General features: G+C 40.4%; 30 protein-coding genes. 9 read left to right on the top strand and 21 right to left on the bottom strand.

Annotated features, from left to right (window positions below):
- Positions 1-8: 8 nt before the first annotated feature.
- The 17 genes from FB6_RS15605 to FB6_RS15525 form a co-directional block, all read right to left on the bottom strand.
- On the bottom strand, positions 9-395 hold the full coding sequence (locus FB6_RS15605) for a hypothetical protein (protein ID WP_174560804.1): 387 nt from the start codon (positions 393-395) through the stop codon (positions 9-11).
- 120 nt (positions 396-515) lie between these two features.
- Complete coding sequence (locus FB6_RS15600) at positions 516-1,112, bottom strand: hypothetical protein (RefSeq protein ID WP_174560803.1); 597 nt, start codon at positions 1,110-1,112, stop codon at positions 516-518.
- An 11-nt stretch (positions 1,113-1,123) separates the two neighbouring features.
- Positions 1,124-1,600 carry a M15 family metallopeptidase gene (locus FB6_RS15595; protein WP_174560802.1) on the bottom strand — a complete coding sequence of 159 codons (477 nt, stop codon included), beginning with the start codon at positions 1,598-1,600 and terminating at the stop codon, positions 1,124-1,126.
- Positions 1,601-1,719: 119 nt separating this feature from the next.
- Positions 1,720-2,154: a Mor transcription activator family protein gene (locus tag FB6_RS15590; RefSeq protein ID WP_174560801.1), complete on the bottom strand. Its 435-nt coding sequence runs from the start codon at positions 2,152-2,154 to the stop codon at positions 1,720-1,722.
- Complete coding sequence (locus FB6_RS15585) at positions 2,120-2,551, bottom strand: gp16 family protein (protein ID WP_174560800.1); 432 nt, start codon at positions 2,549-2,551, stop codon at positions 2,120-2,122. Before FB6_RS15585 ends, FB6_RS15590 begins: the two co-directional genes overlap by 35 nt.
- Positions 2,548-2,754, bottom strand: coding sequence for a hypothetical protein (locus tag FB6_RS15580; RefSeq protein ID WP_174560799.1), 207 nt, complete (start codon positions 2,752-2,754; stop codon positions 2,548-2,550). The genes FB6_RS15585 and FB6_RS15580 overlap by 4 nt, the downstream gene beginning before the upstream one ends.
- Positions 2,751-3,161 carry a hypothetical protein gene (locus FB6_RS15575; protein WP_174560798.1) on the bottom strand — a complete coding sequence of 137 codons (411 nt, stop codon included), beginning with the start codon at positions 3,159-3,161 and terminating at the stop codon, positions 2,751-2,753. Before FB6_RS15575 ends, FB6_RS15580 begins: the two co-directional genes overlap by 4 nt.
- Positions 3,151-3,456: a hypothetical protein gene (locus FB6_RS15570; RefSeq protein WP_174560797.1), complete on the bottom strand. Its 306-nt coding sequence runs from the start codon at positions 3,454-3,456 to the stop codon at positions 3,151-3,153. The genes FB6_RS15575 and FB6_RS15570 overlap by 11 nt, the downstream gene beginning before the upstream one ends.
- Positions 3,457-3,540: 84 nt before the next feature.
- Positions 3,541-3,813 (bottom strand): HU family DNA-binding protein, encoded by a 273-nt coding sequence (locus FB6_RS15565; RefSeq protein WP_174560796.1) that lies wholly within the window; start codon positions 3,811-3,813, stop codon positions 3,541-3,543.
- A gap of 27 nt (positions 3,814-3,840) precedes the next feature.
- On the bottom strand, positions 3,841-4,458 hold the full coding sequence (locus tag FB6_RS15560) for a DUF3164 family protein (RefSeq protein ID WP_016167194.1): 618 nt from the start codon (positions 4,456-4,458) through the stop codon (positions 3,841-3,843).
- Between the two features lie 10 nt (positions 4,459-4,468).
- Positions 4,469-4,678, bottom strand: a complete 210-nt coding sequence (locus tag FB6_RS15555; protein WP_174560795.1) for a TraR/DksA C4-type zinc finger protein — start codon at positions 4,676-4,678, stop codon at positions 4,469-4,471.
- Positions 4,679-4,688: 10 nt separating this feature from the next.
- Entirely contained in the window at positions 4,689-5,039 is a 351-nt protein-coding gene (locus tag FB6_RS15550) for a LysR family transcriptional regulator (RefSeq protein WP_174560794.1), read from the bottom strand.
- Positions 5,020-5,238 (bottom strand): hypothetical protein, encoded by a 219-nt coding sequence (locus FB6_RS15545; protein WP_174560793.1) that lies wholly within the window; start codon positions 5,236-5,238, stop codon positions 5,020-5,022. The genes FB6_RS15550 and FB6_RS15545 overlap by 20 nt, the downstream gene beginning before the upstream one ends.
- The gene (locus tag FB6_RS15540) at positions 5,231-5,893 is read right to left on the bottom strand and encodes a hypothetical protein (protein WP_174560792.1); all 663 of its coding nucleotides are present in this window, start codon (positions 5,891-5,893) and stop codon (positions 5,231-5,233) included. The genes FB6_RS15545 and FB6_RS15540 overlap by 8 nt, the downstream gene beginning before the upstream one ends.
- A 60-nt stretch (positions 5,894-5,953) precedes the next feature.
- Positions 5,954-6,715, bottom strand: coding sequence for an AAA family ATPase (locus tag FB6_RS15535; protein WP_254592257.1), 762 nt, complete (start codon positions 6,713-6,715; stop codon positions 5,954-5,956).
- Positions 6,716-6,773: 58 nt separating this feature from the next.
- Positions 6,774-8,930 carry a Mu transposase C-terminal domain-containing protein gene (locus tag FB6_RS15530; protein WP_174560791.1) on the bottom strand — a complete coding sequence of 719 codons (2,157 nt, stop codon included), beginning with the start codon at positions 8,928-8,930 and terminating at the stop codon, positions 6,774-6,776.
- Positions 8,927-9,208 carry a helix-turn-helix domain-containing protein gene (locus tag FB6_RS15525; RefSeq protein WP_174560790.1) on the bottom strand — a complete coding sequence of 94 codons (282 nt, stop codon included), beginning with the start codon at positions 9,206-9,208 and terminating at the stop codon, positions 8,927-8,929. Before FB6_RS15525 ends, FB6_RS15530 begins: the two co-directional genes overlap by 4 nt.
- Positions 9,209-9,403: 195 nt before the next feature.
- Here FB6_RS15525 and FB6_RS15520 point away from each other — a divergent pair, with 195 nt between their 5' ends.
- The 7 genes from FB6_RS15520 (at position 9,404) to FB6_RS15490 (ending at position 15,606) form a co-directional block, all read left to right on the top strand.
- The gene (locus FB6_RS15520; RefSeq protein ID WP_174560789.1) at positions 9,404-10,144 is read left to right on the top strand and encodes a hypothetical protein; all 741 of its coding nucleotides are present in this window, start codon (positions 9,404-9,406) and stop codon (positions 10,142-10,144) included.
- A gap of 3 nt (positions 10,145-10,147) precedes the next feature.
- The gene (locus FB6_RS15515) at positions 10,148-10,360 is read left to right on the top strand and encodes a hypothetical protein (protein ID WP_174560788.1); all 213 of its coding nucleotides are present in this window, start codon (positions 10,148-10,150) and stop codon (positions 10,358-10,360) included.
- A gap of 222 nt (positions 10,361-10,582) precedes the next feature.
- On the top strand, positions 10,583-11,737 hold the full coding sequence (locus FB6_RS15510) for a tyrosine-type recombinase/integrase (RefSeq protein ID WP_174560787.1): 1,155 nt from the start codon (positions 10,583-10,585) through the stop codon (positions 11,735-11,737).
- Positions 11,738-11,896: 159 nt separating this feature from the next.
- A complete protein-coding gene (locus FB6_RS15505) occupies positions 11,897-12,181 on the top strand; it encodes a hypothetical protein (protein WP_174560786.1) in 285 nt (94 codons plus the stop codon).
- 142 nt (positions 12,182-12,323) lie between these two features.
- Positions 12,324-13,481: a hypothetical protein gene (locus tag FB6_RS15500; RefSeq protein ID WP_174560785.1), complete on the top strand. Its 1,158-nt coding sequence runs from the start codon at positions 12,324-12,326 to the stop codon at positions 13,479-13,481.
- A gap of 246 nt (positions 13,482-13,727) precedes the next feature.
- Positions 13,728-14,669, top strand: coding sequence for a YagK/YfjJ domain-containing protein (locus FB6_RS15495; RefSeq protein WP_174560784.1), 942 nt, complete (start codon positions 13,728-13,730; stop codon positions 14,667-14,669).
- A gap of 70 nt (positions 14,670-14,739) precedes the next feature.
- Positions 14,740-15,606, top strand: a complete 867-nt coding sequence (locus tag FB6_RS15490; protein WP_174560783.1) for a hypothetical protein — start codon at positions 14,740-14,742, stop codon at positions 15,604-15,606.
- Between the two features lie 108 nt (positions 15,607-15,714).
- On the opposite strand, the gene FB6_RS15485 is transcribed toward FB6_RS15490, so the two are convergent.
- The 4 genes from FB6_RS15485 to FB6_RS15470 form a co-directional block, all read right to left on the bottom strand.
- Positions 15,715-16,230, bottom strand: coding sequence for a hypothetical protein (locus FB6_RS15485; RefSeq protein WP_114392454.1), 516 nt, complete (start codon positions 16,228-16,230; stop codon positions 15,715-15,717).
- Positions 16,231-16,293: 63 nt separating this feature from the next.
- Entirely contained in the window at positions 16,294-16,599 is a 306-nt protein-coding gene (locus FB6_RS15480) for a hypothetical protein (RefSeq protein ID WP_174560782.1), read from the bottom strand.
- A gap of 18 nt (positions 16,600-16,617) precedes the next feature.
- The gene (locus FB6_RS15475; RefSeq protein ID WP_004984451.1) at positions 16,618-16,764 is read right to left on the bottom strand and encodes a hypothetical protein; all 147 of its coding nucleotides are present in this window, start codon (positions 16,762-16,764) and stop codon (positions 16,618-16,620) included.
- Positions 16,765-16,786: 22 nt separating this feature from the next.
- The gene (locus FB6_RS15470) at positions 16,787-17,062 is read right to left on the bottom strand and encodes a hypothetical protein (protein WP_114392449.1); all 276 of its coding nucleotides are present in this window, start codon (positions 17,060-17,062) and stop codon (positions 16,787-16,789) included.
- 826 nt (positions 17,063-17,888) lie between these two features.
- On the opposite strand from FB6_RS15470, the gene FB6_RS15465 reads away from it, so the two are divergent.
- Entirely contained in the window at positions 17,889-18,206 is a 318-nt protein-coding gene (locus FB6_RS15465) for a hypothetical protein (RefSeq protein WP_114392445.1), read from the top strand.
- Positions 18,207-18,269: 63 nt separating this feature from the next.
- Positions 18,270-19,316: a DUF932 domain-containing protein gene (locus FB6_RS15460; RefSeq protein WP_114392443.1), complete on the top strand. Its 1,047-nt coding sequence runs from the start codon at positions 18,270-18,272 to the stop codon at positions 19,314-19,316.
- Positions 19,317-19,385 lie beyond the last annotated feature (69 nt).

Below are 19,385 nucleotides of genomic sequence, written 5' to 3'. Positions count from 1 at the left end.
TTTCCCCCTTAACCTACAAAGGCCTGAAGAACGTGACGGCCACTGTTCAGCATGGAAATCAACTGATCAATAAACCAGGACACCGTAGTTCGCCAGCCAGACCAGATCTGTTTAATTTCATCTTGAGTTTCTAAGTATTCTTTAACTATGAATTCAAGCACAGCTTCCTTCTTGGCAACGCCTTTAAGAACACCTTCATTCTCAACTGCTTGCATATATTTAGCTGTTGTTTGCAACATGTCATAGACTGCTAAAGCCGTCAGTTTTGAATTGCTATAAGTTTTTTTGGTGGCAATAATCCCAGCCTCAATCGTCTCGCTGATGTGCCCGTAATTTTTCAGAACATAATCTGCAAGACTGATGATGGCGCTTTTTGAAAAAATTACTTTTTGCATGTTTTATTCTCTTATTAAACTGTTTGATGCTTTGGATCGAATGCCGTATACCTTCAATGATGTCAAAGAGGGCATACACCAAAGAAGCCTCGATACGCTTACGAACGAAGACTTTAAGGATCATGATTTAATGCCATGGCTTTGATTGATATAGCGTCCGACCATGCCGCAGAAAGCAATCCAGGCAATCACATAGAAACGGATATGTTCTGGGAGTACTGCAAGCAGTTCTGGTGGAAGCGGGGTAACAGCAAAGAACATCACCAAGCCAAAACACCAGTTACTGAGCCATTTCCAGCTGTCACGCCAGTTGTGGACAATGAAGCTTTTATCCACAAAACCTAATGCCGCTAAACTTTGTTGTTCCTTCTTGAAGGTTTCAAAGTTATTTTTTGAAACTTCAAGCTGACGTTCCAATTCCAGGATTTTCTGATTTTTTTCTGTATTGCGTTTGGTTGCATCATGCAATAAACGGTTTTTTTCGCTCAGTGTGAATGCCTGTTGATCCAGCTGACTTTCTAAACTTGAAATGGATAAACGCAGCTTTTGAATCTTTTCAGACTCATCTGCATTAACTAGGGCTTGCAGATCTTTTTGGCCTTCTTCATAACCTTCGCGGTAATCAGCATCACAACGTTTTTCCAGCTGCTCTTGAACCCCTTTAGCAACAAGAGATTGAATTAAGGAGTGTGGAATTTTTGATTTTTTATGGGTCATTAGTCAGCTCCTCAAATTTCAAAATGAGGTGAGTCATATTCACCTTTTTCGCGGTATTTACCGTCATTGTCCCAATCGGCACCCCAACGGATCGACACACCTAACTCTTTTGCAGCAGCAAACATGGCTTGAGCAACTTGGTTAAATTTAGATAAGTCATTCCAGTCCACAGGGTAAGGCACTAAATCTACTGCTTTACCAGTTACGTGCTTGCTAGAAAGTGGATTAGTCAGCCAGGTGACTTTGGCAAGTTTTGGCTGGGCATATTTTGCAGGTACACCTTTAGCTGTGCATTGTTCCCATGTTCGGCCTTTGCCATAGTTGATATAGCATTGCTCTTCAGTTCGAATGCCTTCAACGACCAGGAAATCCTGTAGTGTGATTTCAATTGCTCGTTTAACCACTTTGACTAAATCTGGGTGAACACCTTCAAGACGGCTTAAGCTCAGCCTGGATAAAACAAATTTCTTTTTTTGTACTTCAGACATTGAAATAAACTCTTATTTAACGTCTTGTAAGTTTTGATGATTTTGCAATCTATTCCTTGCGGAACTACTTCCATAAAAAAACCGCCCGGAGGCGGTCAGTGGAGAAAAAGTAAAAGCAATTAGCAGGCAAACATATCGAGCTGTCGGTCATACTTTGAAACGGCTGGCGTCTTACTGACCTGATTTTTACGGACAGACCGAATCCAGCGTGTCGTGACATTATATTTTTTAGCTAGTTCACGCTGAATATTCGATGATGCACCTAATTCTTCCAGGTCTTGTTCAATACGCTTATCACGTAAAATACCCAGATAACGGTCAGATTTAGGAATGTAAACAGTATCGCCATTCCAGAACTGACAGAGCTTTTTAAGATTATTGAATCCTAACAGCTCAGCAAGTTCATGGCTTTCAGAAATAGATTTTAGGGGAGGGAAACTATAGTCCGAACCGCCATAATGCTTAATCAGAATCATGGCAGTTCTATAGTCAGTGAGCTGAATAATCAGCCGAAGGTTTTCAGGAAGTTTGTCTAAATACTCGTCTTGTTTCATTAGTGGCCCGCTTAGCTTTGTACTCCAATGCTGCCACTATACGCCACAGTTCATTTTCTGTACAAAATTCTAACGCCTCTTTTTGAAACATTTGTTTTGCAATGCCTTTTGCATAATTCCAATGCAATTTATGCTCGGTTAAATGTGCCTCAATTTTGCCAATTAATGCCTCCTTAGACAGCTTCACTTTTGGCTTTTTGCCAAAATTGCGTTTAGAAAATCCAAGCTGATCCAGATGCTGGATGACTTTAAGCAAGTCATTCATGTCCATGTCTTTGGCAGATCGCTTACCAGTGACATGCTCAAGCATGTCACGGTAAGTATCCTCATCCAGATTCAGCGCTTTTTTGCCCATGTGAATGGCAGCTAAGCGTTCATTGCGGGAGGATTTTTTCATAATGCCACCTTTTCATCATTTTCAACTTCTAACATACCCCATGAAATTTGATCCCATTTTTTCAATGAGATGCCATTTTGGTTTTTTGATATTTGGGACGTATATTGTTTTGAACAATTGAGCTTTTTGGATAAAGCTAAACTTCTACCACGTTTAGCGCATAACCACTCCCTTAAGGTCTCATTTGGAATTTTTCTTGTCATGCTGCCATCTCCGTTAGAAGTTCAATTGAATCGCTGACTTTGATAAGGTGTGAAAGAGCAGCTTTTGGTGAAGTGAAATAACAAGATTTCGCCTCAATGACCTTGTCTAATTCAGGAAATGATTTTTTGGCTTCACGTTTACCAAAAACTTTAATGATTTCAGCTTTAGATTTCTGACTGTATATTTTTACTTTTTTAGTCGGTAAAAATTTTGCCTCTGGATGTTTATCTGGTTCAGTCAGCCAGATCCCCTTAAACATCTGGTCAACGTAAATATCCACGACCAATTTCATTTTCATGCGTACCAGTCGAAGTGTGACATCGTAGCCATCACAATGCAGGATGACTTTGTTGTAAGGAATGTCTAATTCTTTGAGTACATGATCTTGCTGTTCTTTAGTAAGCATGGTTTTTCTCCTGTACTTTGGTCATTTCTTTTTGTGCTGCAAGGACTATGGCGTTATAAACAACGGTTTGTCGTTCATTGAAAGTTCTGCGACTAAGTGATCCGGTTGTAATAGACTCTGTTTGTAATTGTTCAAGTTCTAGATCAGAAGCCGCTAAAATTTTAGTAAACTCAGCTTCAACAGGTTCTGAGTTTTCAATATTGATCTTGATATTTAAGGTATCTAGATTAATTCCCTCGTTTTCGATTACGGCTTTAAGTAGTTGAATCAGTAATTTTGTTGAGTTAGTTTTCATAGTATTTCCTAAATTTTGGCCAAAAAAATCCCGCCAAAAGGCGGGACCTTTTGTTTTTGTTAAATCAGTTGGTTTTGATCTGCATTAATTCACAGCATCTTTGAACGCTTTACCAGCCTTGAAAGTTGGGTTATTGCTTGCTGGGATAGTCAGCGTTTCACCCGTTTTAGGGTTACGTCCTGGGCGCTCTTCACGCTTGGTAATTTTGAAAGTACCAAAGCCTTTAAGTTCTAACGTTTCCCCATTAGCCAGGCTATCAATAACAGCCGTTTCAAATGCCTGAAGGGCAGCTGTAGCTTGAGTTTTATTAATTCCAGCAGTAGTTGCGATGTGTTGAATAAGTTCTGCTTTGTTCATGGTTTTATTACCTGTATTTGTTGAAGTTTAAACATTGGCAAAATCGAGCGAAATCGCTTGATACTTGCCTTCACTGTCACGCTCATAAAAGCGCACATAGTTTTTGCTGTCAGTCACGATAATGCTGTCACTGATTGCATCCATTGCACGTAGCCACTTTTCATCCCGAATGTCTAAACGACGCAGGCTGAGTACACGACCAGTTGAAATTTTTCCTTCTTTGTCTACCTGGAAGGCATCATTGATCAGTACACGAATGTTGTCGTTAGATCCGGCAGCCCATTCAGAAATACATTCATCAATTAACGCTTTGGCAGCCTGCAAGCTTTCATCAAAACGAATGCTTTCCTGGCTTTGACGCACAATTTTGTACTTGCCGTCAAAGCTGAATAACGTCACGTTGCCTTTGTTGCCGCCTAATTGAACGCCATGCTGTTCAGCAGAAAGCTGAATAAAGGCAGCAATATCTCCAAATGCCAGTTTTTTAAATGCCAGCATTTGTTGCTGCAGCAGCTTGGCACCACCAATCAAACGTTCGACCAAGTCACTACGTTCAATATCAATCGCTTTAATTTGATCAACCGGGATCAAACGTCCTTTGGCATCAATACGATAACCTGCTGGAACTTCTACAATTGCGTTCATTATTTCCCCATTAACGATATTGTTTGTTTTGAATTTCAACTACCGTTTGGTAGTCAATACAAAGTGTCACACCACCCAAGGCACGACGTTGTTCTGGAATCTGGCAGCCACATTCAAGGCATTCAAACTCACTTTCAGCGTTATATTGCTGACGGTTTTCAAGCGTATGAGCCAGGCGCTCATCAGCAATTTCACCAGCAATGTCTGCTAAATCAGCCATCTATTTACCCTCAAAAAATTTCTTTACGTTTTTTCTTTTTGCAAGCCACATCACATTGCTGACAAGCTCGCCAGTGCCGCATTTCTGCTGGGTTCTGAGTAGGTGCATCACGTTCACGGAAGTTAATGCACTCATCAGGGCTGAGTTTCTGGTTCAAGTGAGGGCAGTGAACACTACCCAACACCTTCATAACTGTTTGCTCTAAGCGGTCTGTATTGCCAACATATTTACCGCGTAGAGCCAGTGACAGACTGGGTCTGGCATATCCCAACTCTTCAGCAACTTTTTGAATGCTTCCGAGCTGTTCTATGCGCTGTTCAACCAGTACGATCCATTCCGGTTTAGCTGAAGTTCGAGACATAAGCGATTACTCCAATGAGCACCACAATGATGAACATTAAAATGCCAATCACATTGCGGCTGCGGTATTTGGTGTTATAAAGATCGCGTTCAAAGTTTTCAGCTAAAGCCTTGAACTCATTGCGTTCTGTGAATAAACGAATTCGGTCTTGCTTAACAAAAGCATGTAACTCTGGATCAATATGGGCTTGGTTATTCATCATTAATTTCCTCATGGTTGAGCAACAGCGTCCCATGCTTCAGTTCTTCTTCGAGTTCTGGGCGTTCTGTGTACATCAAGGTATTTGTGTTTGGGTCAAAAACTTGTTTTGCACGTTGGATCTGTGGGGGAATAGGCCCCGTATTCATATGTGGCAGAAGAAGATATTTGGCTTTACGTACTGCATGGTGAGCTGCGCGTGCAACTTTCAAATACCCTGCATGGAACAAAAAACGTAAATAACTATCTGCTGTTTCTACTGAAACTGCTTGTTCGTCTGTACTCGACAAAGCTGCAAGTTCATGTGCATTGACGGGCTGCTTGGTAATACGCAAGGTATTCCACATCGCCTTATTCACAGTTGCCTTTTTACCCAGTAAATTTCCCTTTCGATCAACTGAAGGGGCGTTATAACCATAATCTTCAACCAACTGGAAAAAGATCAGATCAATTTTTTTACTCATATTTGGCAGCTTTTCACGTCTTACTTCAGCAATGATTCCTGCATTTTTTAAACCCGTGATAAAGTCACGAGCACTGTCATATTTCATTTGACCTAATTCAGCGACCTGCTGAATCGTGAATTCATTACGATGCTTACGAATGGCAGCCCAAACCCGTTGACGCGGTGATTGGTAAGGTTGTCCTGCATCCATAAGATTTTTCCCCTGTGTCAAAATTGACGAATTTGTACTAACTTGCATTTACAACAATCCTTAGAAACTACGTGGTTTAGGGCTTTCGCCAGTAACAAAGCCTTCAGGCAACAATGTTTTTAAGGTTTTTAGACTGATGTGTTTAACCCCATTTTCGAGTGCGGTTTCATTCAGCATTTCCAGATTGGTTGATACCCGACGGGTTGAACCACGTACTGAACTCAAGAGCTGTTCAAGCACAGGATCTTCAATCTCCAGTTTCGGTGCATAAATACTGCATAGCAGTTTGGTGTCAGACAGATCGGCTGGTAGGGCAGGCACCCAGTTCAATATACGGCCGTGAAAGCGTTCCCATTTTTCCAGCTTGCGTGCCAACATTTCTTCACCAATGATCAAAAACGTCCCTTGGCTGGCTTCATAAAGGTCACGTACAATTTCAACCTTGTTGCCAACAACAAGATGGTCAAATTCATCAATGATGAGAGGACGACCAGACTTCGCCAATTCACTACTCGCCAGTTCCATCATTTCAGACAAAGTTGCTGGATAAGGAATACTCATCTCACGCAGCAAAGCCTGCAAGAAAGCTTTTTTCGTGTATGTACTTTTTACCTGTACATAAAAAGCATTGGTTTTGGTTGCCACGAAATTGGCAGAGGTAGACTTACCAAAGCCACTTGGGCCGTAGTATGCAGAGATACCAGGCAACAGCGGATTGCGCTCCAAGGTACGCTTCACAGCGGTATAGCACTGTGAAATATTGCGGATCTGTGCAATTCCAGCAGGAGCACTCATCTCCATTGCATTGACATTTGAGTTCATATAAATCACCATTAAATTGTTGTTAAGTAGTTTTTAAAGTGGTACGGCAAATACCGCTTTATCCCTGACGCTGGGCTAAATAGCTTTTTAGTTCAGCGTCTTCTTCTTCAAGTTCCCCAAACTTTTTAGAGGTTTGGAAAAATTCCCAGAAAGTTTTGTCTGTTTCGTTCATCTCCTCATTACGGTTAAATTTTTGGTCTAAACGAATCCATCTCTGAATTTTGCTTTCAGTCATAGATGGCATCTCATCGTTCACTGTTTTCAATGCACTGGCTTCTTTAAAATAAATCACGCCATCTTTAGGTTTTGAAATAGGCAAAGCATTCAGCTCAGCCATCAATTCAGCATGTTGGTTTTGGTTAAATGGAATAACGGTTTGATTCTCGATATGCTCAATAACCAACTGTGGATTAACTTCCTGCAAGACTTCATCCTGCTTCACAGCCAGGCGGCGTAAACGTCCGTCAGCACGACGCTGGCGAGCTTGTTCAACCTTGGTCATCGGGAAGTAACTGCGTTTATTGGCATTCCAGAATGCATAACAAATCAGGCGGCCATCTTCATCACGCACCGTAATTCGGTCAGCATTGTGGATGTCATAACCAACACAAACTGTATCCCCATGGTATTCAGCAAGTTCCTGGCTAAAGTAGCGGTTCCCGAACAGCTCAATCTCGCCACGACGTACCTTGCGTTCTTCATAAGGACGGAACAGATCCTCTGCGTCCCAGTCTTCAACACAGTCGATCGGAGCACCCATTTCTAACGCTTCGTTCCAGGCTTCTAACGGACTTTGATGACGTTTCTTTAAGGTCACAGCATCGGTAATGCGTTTCAGACTGCTATGCGGTTTGTTGTTGTAGTTATTGACTACTTCAGCCGCATAATTCAGAAAGTCAGTCCAGCTCATCAGACCCTTGGAAACACCAATCTGTTTGATTTCGCTACGAGTGAGCTTGAACATCTTGTTGCTGGCTTCAGCATCCATGTCTTTACCTATATAAGACGGTAAATTTTTGGCAGCCTTCACCCATAAAGTCTGGTGACTACGTTCAATCAAGCCTTTGGCCTGGGAGTTATATGGCAGGGCATGGCTCATTTCAGTATTTAAACGTGCCATCACACCACGGCCTTTTGCTCCCATCATTTGGTTCTTATAACCAGAACCGTTGTCCACATAAAAAATGGCAGGGATACCGCATTCACAGGCACTCATACGTACTGCATCCAGTACTGCCCAACCACTTTCCGCAAGGTCAATAGACCAACCAACCAGCCGACGAGTAGCCACATCAATAATGGACGTAATCTCAGGACGGAAAGGCTTACCATGCATAGGGTGAGCAACTTCCGCATCAAAGCAGTGACCATCTGCGGTATAAACATCAGTTGGCAAAAGCTGCTCGGTATCACGACGGATAAAAGGCTGTAAGTTCTTTAACTCACGGTTGCCCATACGTCCGCGCTGCGCCTCAACATTACCCATTTTTTCTTTAATAAAACGGTATGCCTGGTTGTAGGTAGGACAAGGCACATCGGCTTTTAAATAATTTGGAAGTAATTCCAACACAGCAGCCAAGGTCGGTTTTTGTGGTTGTGCCCAAAGCTTAAGTAAATCCATTGCCCAGACTGGAATATCTGAACGACGGGCTTTAGGTGCCAGAACACTAATCACATTGATTTTATGTTGTTCAGCTTCCTCTACCGATTTAACCCAGTCGAACACGCTACGACGTGAAACGGTACGGCCTTCACCAGCTTTGGCATTGGCTTTTTGAACAGCAAGCTGCATTTCTTCAGGCAACAAAAGCTCTTCAGCATCAGCAATAAATTGCTCGATCGCCGGTGTCTTTTTAGTACCTTGTTTGATTTGCTGCTGAATGTAGCGCACGACAAATAAACGGTTTTCAGCAATTTCCCGTTGCCAGTTGAACAGCTCAGCCACGTTTTGAGCTACTGGTGCAGCAGTTTCCACCACTGCCAGTTCTTGAACAGATTCATCCTTGGCCTTTGAAATGAGAACTAAATTATGAATCTGGTTCATAAAATTACTCGGCGGTGCATACTCTTTGCGAACTCCACCTATGCCTCGGGACGAAACTTCTTTATACTCCCAACTGTTGCGTAATAAGTACTTATCTAGTCCTTTGCGAGTTTTAGGTAAGCCACTTAAATTCAGCTCAAGCAATTCAGCAACGCTGTAGTGTGTCTTCATACTTCACCTGCCGAATTGATCTTGTTGCAACGTGGGTAAATACGCTTGTTATCTTTAGTCCAACGATCTGGAAAAAGCTCATGAACCGGCATTCCCAGAAATTTGGCGATAGCAATTTCTCCGCTTTTGCTTGGTTTATCCAAGGCATTGCGGACTGTTTGGGCAGGCATGCCGTATGAAGTTGCAATTGAAGTTAAGGTATGACCTTTACGCTCAATTTCAGCTTTAATTGCATGTCTGTCCCAAACTTTTTCAGTGGGCATTTGCATTGTTCCCATGAAAAACCTCCCTGCCATTTGGCATTTTTTTTACCCGTTAGATTGGGCGTTTGCCCTTTCTAACGCTAGATTAAGTTCTTAAAAGAGAACTGTCAATAGTTCCTAATTTAATTTAGGAACTATTTTTTAGTTCTTTTTTAAATATTAATTAAAACAGTGACTTATAAATTAAGTACACAAAAGGACAGATCAGGCATGAGTTCTCAATTCGGAAAAAATAATTCGGAACTGAATAATCCATTAAAAGAACGTATAAAATTGCTAATGACAGCCGAGGAACTTGAGAAACCTTATAGCTTTGCAACACGTGTTGGTTTATCAAAAGGAACTTTTACTGGAATTTGGGTAGAAGGCCGTACTTCATTACAGAAAAAGACCATCGATAAAATTGCCGAGGCAACTGGTGCAGACCCAGTATGGTTAATGACAGGGGAGAGAGAACCTTTTAAAGAAGGGCAAAGTTCGCAAAAGGTGGAGCAACCTAGGGAAAAGTACGTAATTGAAGCTGTTCAAATAAAACCAAAACAAGCGAAAAATGTAGATAGTAGCGATAAACTGGCATTTAAAACCGCACTAGAACCTCAGCAGCCAGAAAATAACCAGGATTTGCGCAAACTACTGACAGCCTGCTATGAATCAACGGAAGGTGCGCTCTATGCGACTTACCGAATGATGGACCCAGATGATAAATCGGAATTTATTTTAAAATTTTATAAAGCTATATTGGCCGAAGAAAATATTAATCTTGATATTGATGAAGATACCTTGCTTTTAGCGATTTTCACTATTGAGGTGGCTTTATATTACTCGCGACGTGTAATGTCGCCTGAATCAAAAACAGAATTGATTACAGATATTTATAAACAGTACGATAGCAAACCTGAAATGAAACAACAGACTTTAAACGAGTATAAAGAATACAAAAGGAGAAAATGATTTATGCCAGACAGTACCAGCGGTCTAGTACAGCAATTTATGGAGGCCTCCAAGCCTCAAGAATTTAAGACAAGTGTGAAGTTTAGAGTACTAGATCAGATAGTTTTTGAAATTGATGTGAATAGCAACTATCCAGAGGAATATCACGAGCAATTGTATAATGTAATTGATCGCGCAATCAGTTCAGCAGCTAGCAGTATTATTAGTGCAAAATAAAAACAAAAAAAATAAGCATGCCAGGTAATTTTTAAAATTCAGTGCAAAATAAAGGGCAAATCAAGTTCAACCTGGTTTGCCCTTAAAAAATTCCTCAAATGCTTATCAGCTCAAGCTTTCATCCCACGTTATCCCAGAACTTCCCGAATCTTCCCGCATATCTCCAGTGCAGAATGAATTAATAAGTCACAGAATAGCGATCGCTAGTGGGGAAAAGATCTAATGGCTTTAACGGATATAGAATGTAAAAAGGCGCAACCGCGTGATAAACAATATCGTCTTTCAGACTCCAATGGCCTATCTCTACAAGTAAACCCCAATGGGAAAAAATATTGGAATCTACGGTTCACTGTGAATGGGGAGCGCAGATCCGAGTCTCTCGGTCAATATCCTGATATAGGACTTAAAAAAGCTCGTGAATTAGCCTATGAGCTTAAATACAAGTTTTCTCGTGCAGATGGGATGGAAGAGCTCAAGCCACTCTTTCGGGAAGTTGCAGAAGACTGGTTCCATAACCAAAAAGAAACCTGGTCGCATAAACATATTTTGAATGTTCGAGCTTCTCTAGATGAACTGTACATTTCATTAGGTGATCAGCGTATCAATAAAATCACTGCGCCTGACATATTAAAAACAATTAAGAAAATCGAGGCCCGTGGATCGTTAGAAGTAGCCAAACGCACCTTGTCACGATGTGGCATGGTCATGAAGTATGCGATTGCGCATGGCTACCGTTACGATAATCCCGCAGGTGATTTGGTCTATGCTCTGAAATCAAAGAAAGTCACCAATCTTGCATCTTTACCTGCTTCTGAAATGCCACAATTTTTAGCGAAGGTACGTGCTTATCCAAGTGATGCCCAGACACAACATGCCATTATGTTGATCATGCTGATGGGTGTACGTGTAAGTGAGTTGCTTCAAGCGAGATGGGAGGAATTCGATTTAGCAGGACGTAAATGGGATATTCCTGAAGAGCGTATGAAGAACCGTTTGCCTCATCGGGTGCCTTTGACTGATATGATGATCCAGGAGCTTCAGGCATTGCGTTTGACCCATAATCAAGACTTGTTATTTCCTCATCGCTTGAATAACAAGGAAGCGATGCGTAGTGAGACGATTTTACAGGTGATTAAGCGTTCAGGTTATGCAGGTCGTATGACGACTCATGGTTTTCGTTCACTATTCAGTACCGTATTAAATGAGTCAAATCTATTTAATCCTGATGCGATTGAACGTCAACTTGCTCATGTGCCCCAAAATAGAATCCGTTCCGCATATAACCGTGCCCAATATTGGGAGGAGCGAGTAAAGATAATGGAGTGGTATGGGGATCAGGTAATAAAGTGGTTAAATGACGAATTGTTAAAAGGCTAAATCGGAACTTCGTCTTGGATAATGCAATACTATGAAAAAAAAGTAAACATATGCTTTATTTCTTAAAATTATTTTTTAAAAATCTGGTTGAAACGACTAGATTTTTTTTACTTTTAAATTAAAAATAACTTTTTTCTTACAACAACAAGGATATTAACAATGTTTGCAATCCCGTCAGTAAATTTTATTAATTTGGATAATATTATTGATGAAAATGGGCAACATATTAATTTTCATATCAATCATATCGTGAATTTAACACAGGTTTTATCTTTTAGTGTGCATCAAGTTTATAGTCAACAATTTACCCAAATTCCAAGTGATATGGGATTAAGATATGGCATTCAATTCAATATGATAAATGGTTTGATAATTCAGTGGTACTTTAATGATGTTAAGGAACGAGATGACCAATTAAATACAATCATACAAAAAATTCAATAAAAAAATGATTGTCTTATTGGGTAGAATGTTTTTTTATACATAAATTTAAAATCCAAGTAATTATTTTGGTTTTTTATATACACTAAATTAGGTTATTAATTTTTAATTTTCTATTAAGTTATTGTAAAAATGGTGGTTTTTCTTGAAGATTTCGATAGATCAGTTGATTGATGAGATTGACATTCTCATACAAGAATTGGAGCAAAATATTCATTTTTTTGACACAAAGAGTACGGGTTTTACTTCGAATCTTTATCATGAAAATTTTCAACGAGCAGCCAAAATAGAGAAATTTATCGCTTATATTTCAAAATATAAGAGTAATTTGTTTCGGCCAGTCCCAGCATCAGATGGAACTTTTTATTTTTTTCCCACAGCACTATCGAATCGTTTTAATCCATATGATTTTGTTTACTATCAAGCCGTAAATACGGAAACTTTTTTCCCGTCTTATCATCACCTTAGTCAAAATGTACAGACTTTTGTTAATATTTTACATCATCAGAATCAACAACCTGATTGGAAAACAGTGCCTGAAATTGTACAGAATTACCCAAATACACCGATTGAGCAGATTCCGGTTCTCGATATCCAATTGACATATGTGCACAGAAGAAATATTAATAATTTTGTAAATCACTTGAGATCAGCTCTCAATGTGAAAGAGTTTATTGATTCAGAAAAAAAAATAGTCAAAAAGACACAAACCAAATACCGTGAATATGGGAATTACATTGATGAGTTGTTTCATCAAAATGGTGATTTGACATTTGTTTGTTTAGAGTTTGGTTTAGTTAGTGGTGCACTGCAAATTACTTTTCCAGACCAAAAGACCATGAGCTTAGTAGAGCTCAAAACCAAATTTCTCAACAATGCGAGAAATGTAGACCCACTGAGACGAGCAATCGGGTATATTGGTAAGTGGGAATGGTCAAATGCAAAGAGTGGGTTGTATTATCGAATCATATTTATTTTTCCAACCCAAGATGTCGGGGAGATGAATGCTCTTCAACACGCTTTAAACTTTTATTGGTGTGAAGAGATTACGCATGGACAAGGTCTATGTCACCATGCTCATATTGCAACTGCCCCAGCAAAATTTAAAAAAAGTTTTTGTCATATCAAAGCAAGTAACGACAAAGAGCGAGAGCAGTTTAAAAAAAGGGTGATTGGTTATCTGACCAAATCTGAAAAATATTATGATCCGCCTGAGTTAAAGCAAACGTTGAAAAGTCTATTGGTCAATAAGACTTCAGATCGAGATATTAGCTTAACGTTTAAATCGAAGTCCAGAAAATAAATTAACTTTAGCTGATCCATGTTGAGTAATTTACTGTAATTCAGGCTATGCCAGTCTTGTCGATTCGTTGTTGAGTCGTGGATCTGGCTTAACAGGTTATTAATATTATTATATCTAATATTAATTATATAATTATCAATATCTTATTTTTATATTGAGTGATTCTTTACTCATATATATGGGTGAACAATTAAAAGATTACAGACATGGTTGTGATATGAATCCTAACATGATGAGTATCACGACATGAATTTGACTACAGTTATCTGGAATGAATCTAATCTTTGCACTGCGATTGAAGACTTTGTCTATGACGTCTGTTTCGAACAGATGAGTGAACAACAGTTCAAACAGTCACTCAGTATATTATATGAAGCCTTTCAACACTTCTATTCAGTACAGCTTCACTACGTTGAATCCATCCAATATTTTATTCAGTGTAAGTACTGGATTGATTACTTTCTGAATGGGCAATCTGCGTCATACATCTTAAATTTTAATATTCAGCAAGTTCAAACCCTATGGTGTGTACTCAGCCAATATCGAAATGAATACTGGAAAGAGCATGCCCGTTTTATCCAACAAGAAGAGCAGAATCGAAATTCACTACATCAGTATCTGACTAAACTCATTACCCACTATTCTGAGCTATTATTTGTACGTGTCGATTTAGGTTATCTCAAAGAGCAACAGGTTGATATTGGTATTGAGAATGTTCAACAGCATATGAGTATTTTAAGAAATCGTATCGCAAATCAAGATGGATGTTTCATGGGTTTACGGGGTTATGCATGGGCATTAGAGCAGGGGGGAGATAAAGGCTATCATTGCCACTTATTGCTGATCTATGATCCATCTAAACGTCAGAATGACTGGTATCTCGCGGATCAGGTTTGGCAAATGTGGAACAGTATTACGGGCAATATTGGCGTGCACTTTAATTGTAATACTACGGAGCATAAGCAGAAGTTTATGCGGAATGATCGTTTAGGGGTAGGACCTATTCGATGCAGTAATTCCGTGGAGGTAGCGAATGCACTGAATGCAGCCATGTATCTGGTCAATCCTGAAAAGTATGCACAGCATTTACGGGCCAAGTTGCCTCGAATGCGCAGCTTTGGTACGGGTCAATTTGAAGTACATTGGCGTAGAGGTGTTGCACAAACTTTGCAGCAATGTGGATTCTAAATTAATTCACCATTAAAAAGTTACGGCACTCCTAAGTCTATGAAGTAAATAACTTAGGATGTGTTTTACCATGACGACTTACAATGAATCTCAAACATTTTGTGAAATTGAAAACTTTATTCAAGCAATCTTAGCCAATCAAATCAGTGTTGAACAATTCAAACAGCAGATCATTCCGTTGATTAAGAAATCCAGACGTTTCTTTGTGGACGGGAATAATTACATCGCTGCCATTATTGTGTTTAAGTATCTTGAGCAAATCATCTTTAAAGCTAATGCGTTTAAGTTCTACGATTCTATTCAAGACTTACCCGATCATGTGGTGGAAGGTTTTATAAAATATGTACAAGATCAAGCTGGGTTGATTGAAGCGGATTATCAAGCCGATCAGAAGCAGCATAAAGCCGAGGTGAAGAAGGTTGAACGCTTTCTATTGGAGTGTATGCAGCAGCAGGATCAATTGACCATCTTTCCAATTTGTTTAGGCATTAAACCTGAAGCGCTATCTGTGATTCGACTATATGATCTTGATCTTTACCTCAGTGCTTTCCTAAAGTTAATTCGATCCAGAGATACTGAGCTGTTTCGTTCAATTCACTCTGTGATTTGGCAGATCAAACATGATCCAGAACAGGGCTACTATGTTCAGTTATTCTGTATCTATGCTGGACAAGTACAAGCTGTCACCTTAACTGATCATGCCCGTAAAATTGGTGAACAATGGATGGAAATCACCAATGATTATGGTGCAGTGCAGTTTGAAGAACATGATCAAAAAAGATTATCAGTGAATTGTTATGATGACAAACAGATTCAACGTGCTTTGCAGATTATAAAAGCTCGTATGAATAACCATGCTAGAAATTATTATTTAAGAGTGACAAGGCATCGTAGAAAGACCTTTGATTGTCAGCGGATAGGCCTGAGTTTGGCTTAAAGAAGATGGAACATGTTGTTCTAACATGTATTAATGGGTGGTCTTATGGGAATGAAGGTTATTCCCATAGACACAGAAGAGAAAACAAAGCTGCCTTATTGTTCATGATTAAAAATTATAGGTATAGGTCAATCCGCTGTTGGTGGTGAGGGTCACTTCACGCACATTTTCAGCAGCGCAACCGAGATACACCTGCGCTACTGAGCCATAGCGCATATTTTGATAATCATAAAAGCCTTTGGTTCTACAATTGCCACGGTTGATTGATACGTTGGTTAAACTGGTTGGATCATTATTCAGGGACATGATATTGAGCTTATCAACATAGCCTGTCATGGAGTATTGTGATTCATCACGACGGACATGGACTTCGAATTCTTCCTGTAAAGGCGGTTCCTGTGACAGTTCAGTCATTTGCTCAGCATCAGCGCCATTTTCTAAAAATGATTTATCGGTAAAGGGCACATGCTCAGTGCTATCCGTATTGCTTGTTTCAAGTGTTTGCGTATTTTGCTCTGCTGCTACTTTTGGTTCTACTGTTGCTTGAGATTCTTTGGCTGGACTACATGCGGTTAAGCCCAGTATTAATACACTGGATAACAGCATCGGGTGAATCAGTTTCATGGCTGAATTCCTAAAAAATTGTTTATTTCATCTATGAATAAAGTCGTTGTTCGTTCTTTATGTTTATTTGCATTTACCTTTGTGAACTGATTGCACCAAACGCGGTTCTGTTTTATCTGCATCTAAACGTAGGCAAATGGCTTTCTTGCTTTTGATGGAATTAGAAATCAGTTCTTCGCCCTGAATTGGATTACTCCCACCTGCGTTATAAACTTGATAGCGTTTGCCTGTGGTGCTCTTAAAACTAAAGGCATCACCTGATTCACTAAAGCCTTCGATCTTTTTAACAATCACAGTTGCTGAATTGGATTGTGCAAACAGTGAGGTACAGATCAGACTGAGGCCACAGGCCAAGATGAGTTTTTTCATGTGTTCGGTTCCTATGGCTTAGTTCTTAAAAATCGTGACAGGCCAAACCACCGCTTTACCGAGATTGTAGGCATAGCTGTAATGTGCGGTACTGCTGCAATTCTTGAAATACACTGAGCAAATCAGTGCGATCAGCACATAGCCGATAATTAAATAGTTTTTCATGTGTTTCCCCAGATACTTGAATTTATGACTGACATTGCTGAACAGCGTGTGCCATCACCACATTAAAATCTTCAGGTGGTTGCATGCTTTCTCGAACTGTGACATCCGCCATTTTTTCCATAAATTCAGGCGAGTAATGTGCTTCGACTTTGTCGTAAATACAGCCACAGGTAGATCGATCTAAACCACTTGCCTGACAACCTGCTTTAAAGTCACGTTTGACCTTGCTGTCACAGGCAGTCAGCAGGGTGCTACTGAAGGCAATGGTGATTACCCCAAACCAAGTTTGATATTTCATTTCTGTTCCAAATCATTGTTATCTATTGTTCTAAAGTCATACGGATGGGTTTATTTATGCCAGCCTGCCAGATAAATCAGCAGCCATAGTCCGCCAAGCACAAAAACAAAGGGGCCTAGCATCGCCACGACGACGACAATTAAAATGAGCTGTGCGATCAATTTCATAATGTTGTTCCAGCACAAAGCAGCCCCTGAATGAAAAACTCAGTGGTTGAACAGTGCGGTGAAATGAATCAGTGCACAGAAGTTAAATAAAATGTAGGAATCGGAATGCAATACCGAAATCGGAAAGTGGGTATAAATGAAGCGAGTGCAGGGGAAGAAAGCACAGTAAATTGAATCATGATAGATGACTCCTTGGAATTATAAGAAGTTCTACCGAATCACTGTCAATTGATTATGGTGGCAGAACGAGAAGGGGTTGACAGACTGGGATCCAAGGAACCAGCACGCACAAGGCGTCCCCCTCCCGTCCTACCGCAACAACAGGGGGACACGAGGGTTCCACGACATACAAAATTACTTTCATATACCGTGCTGGATCTGCGGTCTGTCAAAACCGACTGGCAATGTAGGCCAGCCCTTGCATCATAATCGCTGATAAAAATCAGGTCAATTGATCCCTTTATCAAGTCGTTAAAATTGATTTAAAAAAGCATCGATTAAAATCACATTCTAAAAAAATACAGATACATATCATCTGAATGAGAAGCATGTGGCTCCTTCAAAACAGCCCTATGCAATAACCCAATTCACGTTTTGCCTGCTTTCACCCAAAGCAGGCTTTTTTTATTTCACTCATTTTTATTACAGGAATTATTCAGATGAGTTTGCCATGTCCTTATTGTCAGTCCCGAGACACGGTACTGCTGGAATCCCCACAACATCTAGTCATCAACAGCAATTCACCTTCAGCGCAAAACAATGTGATGTCACCTTTGGCATTGGCGACCTTGGGCATCAGTGTTTCTAAAAGTTTAAATATTCCCCCGATTGCAGGCGCCCTCGTCGGGGTGTTGATCGGAGGTATTTGGATGCTGATGACCGAGGATGAAGTTCAAGACAGTTTGCATCCTGTCTATACCCATCATTATTACTGCAATGACTGTGACCGCGATTTTAGTCCAAGCATCCGTAACTAATTTTTAAATGAATTTATCCAATGACCTTTTACAGCAATTCAACTTTTTATAGGAATTAAAATCATGGCACATCAACTTGAACAAATGGCGTATGTTGGCGAAACCCCTTGGCATGGCTTAGGTAATCAACTTAGCCAAAATCAGCCGATTGAAGTCTGGGCACAGCAGGCAGGCATGGATTGGCGCATTGAATCTTCTGATGTCAGTTATATGGCTAAAAATGATCGAGGCCAAAGCATCATCATGCCGTATGAAGAGCAACGTGTTTTATATCGTTCTGATACCCATGCACCGTTGTCCGTCGTCAGCCAACGTTATCAAGAAGTACAACCCAAACAGATTTTAGAATTTTATCGTGATTTGACCGAACAATCAGGCTTTGAACTGGAAACCGCGGGTGTACTGAAAGGTGGGAAGAAGTTCTGGGCATTGGCACGGACAGGGCAGACTTCAGCACTCAAGGGTAAAGATGTCAGTAATGGTTACATCCTCTTAGCCACAGCCTGTGACGGGACACTTGCAACCACAGCACAATTCACCAGTATTCGTGTGGTATGTAATAACACCTTAGCCATTGCCTTAAAGGGACAAAACTCAAGTGCAGGTGTAGTCAAGGTGCCGCACAGTACCAAGTTTGATGCCGAGAAAATTAAGCAACAATTGGGTATATCCGTGCGTGCATGGGATGAACACATGTATGAAATGAAACAGCTCAGTCAACGTAAAGTCACACAGACTGAAGCAGCAGCCTATTTTGATGCCGTGTTTAACAATACCAGCTTAAGCCCAGTGGAGCAGGACGAAGGCATTATTCAGTTCTATCGTAATGTCGCCACCCAAGCCAATTCAGCTACCAAAGCTGAAAACAAGACTGAACCCAATGGACGCGCCATGTCGAAAGTCATGACCATGTTTAATGGGCATGGACGTGGGGCAGAACTCAGTTCAGCTAAAGATACCGCTTATGGTTTGCTGTGCTCAATTACTGAATTTGCCGATCATGAACGTCGAGCCATGAGTCAGGACCATCGTCTGGATTCCGCATGGTTTGGTGCAGGTGCTGGACTTAAACAACGGGGGCTGGAACAGGCTTTACGCATGTTGGCCTAATTTAAACGCACCTATTATTAGCCTAAGCTGATTCATTGCCGTACCGCCATACTTAAACGTTCAACCTAC

It is taken from the genome of Acinetobacter bouvetii (assembly GCF_902753875.1).
Lineage (GTDB): Bacteria > Pseudomonadota > Gammaproteobacteria > Pseudomonadales > Moraxellaceae > Acinetobacter > Acinetobacter bouvetii_A.
This window is presented reverse-complemented; position numbering and strand designations above follow the sequence as displayed.